Annotated in this window: 5 protein-coding genes and 2 tRNA genes; 3 read left to right on the top strand and 4 right to left on the bottom strand. The window is 63.6% G+C overall.

The window, feature by feature from the left end; genetic code table 11:
* The 3 genes from KAZ48_10670 to KAZ48_10660 all read left to right on the top strand — a co-directional run.
* A partial coding sequence (locus KAZ48_10670) for a pyruvate dehydrogenase (acetyl-transferring), homodimeric type (protein ID MBP7973253.1) occupies positions 1 to 564 on the top strand: 564 nt, incomplete at its 5' end.
* 26 nt (positions 565 to 590) lie between these two features.
* A complete protein-coding gene (locus tag KAZ48_10665; GenBank protein ID MBP7973252.1) occupies positions 591 to 1,070 on the top strand; it encodes a hypothetical protein in 480 nt (159 codons plus the stop codon).
* Positions 1,071 to 1,185: 115 nt separating this feature from the next.
* On the top strand, positions 1,186 to 2,025 hold the full coding sequence (locus tag KAZ48_10660; GenBank protein MBP7973251.1) for a L,D-transpeptidase: 840 nt from the start codon (positions 1,186 to 1,188) through the stop codon (positions 2,023 to 2,025).
* A 260-nt stretch (positions 2,026 to 2,285) separates the two neighbouring features.
* On the opposite strand, the gene KAZ48_10655 is transcribed toward KAZ48_10660, so the two are convergent.
* The 4 genes from KAZ48_10655 to KAZ48_10640 all read right to left on the bottom strand — a co-directional run.
* A complete protein-coding gene (locus KAZ48_10655; GenBank protein MBP7973250.1) occupies positions 2,286 to 3,476 on the bottom strand; it encodes an epoxide hydrolase in 1,191 nt (396 codons plus the stop codon).
* 81 nt (positions 3,477 to 3,557) lie between these two features.
* Positions 3,558 to 3,633, bottom strand: a tRNA-Glu gene (locus KAZ48_10650).
* 120 nt (positions 3,634 to 3,753) lie between these two features.
* Positions 3,754 to 3,825, bottom strand: a tRNA-Gln gene (locus KAZ48_10645).
* A gap of 37 nt (positions 3,826 to 3,862) precedes the next feature.
* The coding region (locus KAZ48_10640) for a glutamate--tRNA ligase (protein ID MBP7973249.1) at positions 3,863 to 4,915 on the bottom strand (1,053 nt) is incomplete at its 5' end.

Here is a 4,915-nt window from a genome sequence, read left to right as displayed (position 1 = left end):
GGCGCCGACATCGACGGCATCCTCGCGGGGATGCACCTGATCGCCCAAGCCGACCCCGAAGCTGCCGGTGACCGCCGCGCGCAACTGCTCGCCTCCGGCCCTGCGGTCCAATGGGCACTACGGGCAACGGAACTGCTGGCAACGGACTGGAATGTCCATGCCGATGTGTGGTCGGTAACCAGCTGGACGCAGTTGCGACGCGATGGCCTCAGCGTCGATCGCTACAACATGCTCGAGCCGGGTGAACCAACCCGAACCGCCTACGTCACGGCGGCCCTGGCCGACCGACCCGGCCCAGTGGTCGCCGTGTCGGATTACATGCGGGCGGTACCCGACCAGATTCAGGCGTGGGTACCGGGGCCGTACACGTCGCTTGGCACCGATGGGTGGGGGATGTCGGACACACGCGAGGCGCTGCGCCGCCACTTCCTCGTCGATGCCGAGTCCGTAACGGTCGCAACATTGGCCCAGTTGGCCGCGCAAGGGATTGTTGAACGCTCCGTAGTCGCCGAGGCGATCAAAACGTACGCGCTTGACTTGGTACACCCAGAGCCGTACAACTGATCAACAACCCCAACAAAGGAGCTGTCATGCGGACCAGGATGCAGCGCACGTTGTTCAGTCTCGGTTCTGGCGCTATCCTGGTAGGTGCACTGACCGCATGCGGGGGTGGCACCTCCGTCACGACCAATGACGAGTCACCCGGCGACGTGAAGATCAGTTCAAGTGAGGGCAGCCTGTCGACGAATTCCCAGTTGCCCGAGGGCTGGCCCAGTGACGTGCCCACACCGCAGGGACTGCCGGTCATCAATGGCACCACAATCAACACCGGCAAAGGCGACACATATTCGGCAACCTTCGAGGGTTCGGACGCCACGCCCGAGCAAGTGGGCGCGCAGTTGACCACCGATTTCAAGGCCAAGGGTTGGAAGTCGTCGACCACGTTGGGCGGTGGAAGTTCCGGCGGGATCCAAACGTGGTCAAAGGGCACTCGCAGCGTTCAGGTGACCATCGCCCCGAGCGAAGGCAAGACCGGTGTCAACATCACGGTCGTTGATTCCGGCAGCTAACACTCTCTCAGGCGGGCGCCACCACGACATCGCCGCGATGTGATTTATCAAGAACGTCAGAATCTCCATTCAACAGGCGCGCAGAGGCGCATCCAGGGACTATGTGGAGGTGCCAGTGCCCGAGACCACCGACGTTGTGCGTCGCCTCGCTGCGTCATTCGCCGCAGCGTGCGCTTTGACGATCCTCGCGGTTCCAGCGGCACAAGCCGCTGACAGCCCCACATCAAGCCCGACCCCGACCACACCATCGGCTCCAACGGCGGTGACGACTCTGACGCTACAGCGCAAGTTGGCCGCGCTGAAGCTGCCCGTCGGACCCGCCACCGGAACACAAGGAGCGCAGACGCGCCGCGCGCTGTGTGCCTGGCGCGAGTTGACCGGCCGTAAGGCGACCCGGCTGCCAGCGAGTTCAGCCGAGGCCTCCGCACTCGTCGCCACCCCCAACACGACCAACTGGAAGGTCCCGTCGGCAATCAGGACCGTCCGCTTTGCGGTCAATATGCAATGCCAGACCGCTGTGTTCATCACCAAAGGGATCGTCGACCGAGTCATTCCCGTGAGCACCGGCAAGAACCCAGGATGGACGCGCAGCGGGTTGTTCAAGGTCTATTGGATCTACCCCCGCGTTTGGCAATCAAGCACCATGTTCCCGGAGCCAGACGGGCGCCCGGGGCTGTTTCGACCGATCTACTTCGACGGCAATATCGCCGTCCACGGAACACCCCACGTTCTTCGACCCCGCCCGCAGTCTCATGGGTGTGTGCGCACGCAAAAGTCCGACCAGCGATGGATCGCTCAGCACCTGGCCCGCGGCATGAAGGTGTGGGTCTACGGCGACTATTGGAAGTCGTCGGTCAAGCCGTTTGGCCTGAAGTCAACTACGGCTGAGCCCAAGGTGACGACGAAGCGGACGACCGGCCGGAGCCTCGGCAGCACACCGACACCAATTGGCTGACCGCGCGACCGGCAGTTCCACGTCGTGGTTTGCAGCAACGTAGCGACCCTGCCGACCACGTTCGGCGACGTCTGGCTGATCGTCGGCTTCGCGGTGGCCGTTCCAGGATCCCTCGTCAGTGCCCTGTACATGCGGCGTAGGAGCGGCGGCTCAGTCAATTTGTTCCTGCGGGCCTGTTGGTTGACCATCCTCGTGGTAGCCGCCATCGTGGACGACGTCGCGCACATTCCGATCGTCGGCACCGTTGGCAAGCCGACAGGTCATGGGGCATTCCAGCGCTTGGTAGCACCGGATGCACTGGTGGGGCGCAGTGGGCGGAAGAAGTCCCGAAGGTCGTTGGCGAGCAGGGCAGGCTCCTCAAGGGGCAGGAAGTGGCCGCCTCGGCTTGGGCCGCGCCACTGACGTAGATCGCGGTAGGTGCGCTCGGCATACTCACGTGGGTAGTCCCGATCCTCCGGTGTGAGCGTGACACCGGTCGGGACCTCAACTGCGGCCAGCGGCGGCGTCTGGTGGTCGTCAAAGTAGGGGCGGAACGACGAGCCGATCGTTCCGGTGAACCAGTAGAGACTAATGATCGTGAGCAGGGTGTCTTTGCTGAACCGGGTCTCTACGTTTCCCTCACAGTCCCCCCACGTTCGGTACTTCTCGACGAGCCAAGCGGCGAGCCCGGCGGGGGAATCGAGCAGGGCGGCGGCCAGCGTGTCCGGACGGGTGCTCTGCATCGCGGCGTATCCGTCGTCGCTTTGCTCGTTGCTCCGCCCTGCTAGATAGGCCTGCTCGGCGGCGGTCAACGAATCGACGTCATCGAGGATGGGATGCAGGTTCGGGTGGTGGGTATAGATGCCGACGACTCGTTCTGGGTGGCGGGAGCCGAGAAAACCCGTGACATGCGAGCCGATGTCCCCGCCATAAGCGCCGAACCTCGGATAGCCCAGCACCTCGCTCATCAGCCGGGCCCACAGGTCGGCAATCATCGGTGGGATTACCGGGCCCTGCCGGGGCAGGTCAGAGAATGCGAAGCCGGGTAACGAGGGGATGACCACGTCGAAGGCGTCGCTCTCTTTCCCGCCGTGAGCGGCCGGGTTGGTCAGTGGAGCGATCAGCGGCAGCATCTCGACGAAACTGCTCGGCCAGCCGTGTGTCAGCACAAGTGGCAGCGATGCGGACCCCCGGCGGCTGGGGACAGCTCGGACATGAACGAAGTGCACGCGCTGGCCTTCGAGGGTGACGGTGTACTGGGAAACTTGATTGAGTTGGCATTCACGGGCCCGCCAGTCAAAGCCTGTGCGCCAATAGGCGACCAACTCGCGCAGATAGTCCGGGTCGGTGCCAGCTCGCCATCCGGGGGCGGTCTGTCGAGTGAAGCGGGTACGGCCCAGACGATCGGTCAGATCTTTCAGTGCAGCGTCCGCCACGTCGATGGTGAACGGTGATGCAAGAGGTGAGGGCATGGAAAGTACCTCCGTGACCTGTTCGGCGTCGGCGGTCGAGCGCGGCTGCGCGGCCTCGTCGACCAGGTACAGCGGTGATGGTGGTAGCCCCGACGGGATTCGAACCCGCGCTACCGCCTTGAGAGGGCGGCGTGCTAGGCCGCTACACAACGGGGCCCTAGACTTTGACTTTTTCGGTCGAGATGGTGACTGCGGTGATGCTAGTTACTGCCGTCTTGCAAAATACTGCGGTGTTCACTGCTGCGGTACATCGGGCCGCGATTCGCTGCGGGTTGAGCTGGGGTACCAGGACTCGAACCTAGACTAGCTGAACCAGAATCAGCCGGGCTGCCAATTACCCCATACCCCAAGAGGTTCGTCGAGTATAGCCCGCAGGGTTTCAGCCGTCAGCCCTGAGTCGGTCCGGCGGCGGAGTGCAGTCGCTCCATCGAACGGTCACGACCGAGCAATTCCAGGGATTCGAACAATGGGGGTGACACTCGCCGACCCGTGACTGCAACCCGAACGGGACCGAACGCGATGCGTGGCTTGAGCCCCAGCTGGTCGATCAGTCGGGTACGCAATGCCTCTTGAATCGGCTCGGTGGACCAATCCTGCACCTCGGCCAGGGCAGCCAACGCAGCTGCCACCACCTCGCGGCCCGACTCATCGAGCACCTTGGCGACATCCGCCGGATCGCGTTCAAACGGAATGCTGTCGGGCCCACCGGCGAAGAGGAAGCCAACCATGCCGACTGCCTGCGAGAGCGTCTCCATCCGCTCGCTGATGTGGGGAATCGCTGCGTGGAGCAGGGCTCGCTGGTCTGCGGTTGGTCGGGCGGGCAGCACGTCGGCCTCAACCAGGAACGGCAGGATTCGATCGGTGAGGTCATCGGGCTCCAGCGCGCGGATCCAATCACCGTTGATGGATGTGCACTTCTTCAGGTCAAAGCGCGCCGGATTGGGGTTGACCCGGGAGATCTCAAAAGCTGCCGCCATCTGGTCGAGCGAGAAGAACTCAACGTCGTTGCCCAGCGACCACCCGAGCAGCGCCAGGTAGTTCACCAGTCCTTCCGGCAGGAAGCCCGCGTTCATGTAGTGCGAGAACGACGCCTCGGGATCGCGTTTGGAGAGCTTCTTGTTCCCTTCGCCCATGACGTAGGGCAGGTGCCCAAACTGCGGCATGGGGCCGACGCTCACCCCGATGTCGGCTAGCGCCTGGTGCATCGCGAGCTGCCGAGGGGTGGAGGACAACAAGTCCTCGCCACGCAGCACATGCGTGATGCCCATGAGTGCGTCGTCGGTTGGGTTGACCAACGTGTAGAGCGGTTCGCCGTTGGCCCGAACGATGACAAAGTCGGGAACGTGCGCCGATCCGAATGACAGTTCGCCTCGAACCAGATCGTCCCAGGTCCAGTCTTGGTGGGGCATCCGGAATCGGACGACGAACGACCGACCCTC

The organism is Candidatus Nanopelagicales bacterium, assembly GCA_018003655.1.
Lineage (GTDB): Bacteria > Actinomycetota > Actinomycetes > S36-B12 > UBA10799 > JAGNDY01.
The sequence above is the reverse complement of the archived record's forward strand: the minus strand, read 5'-3'. Positions and strand labels throughout refer to the sequence as shown.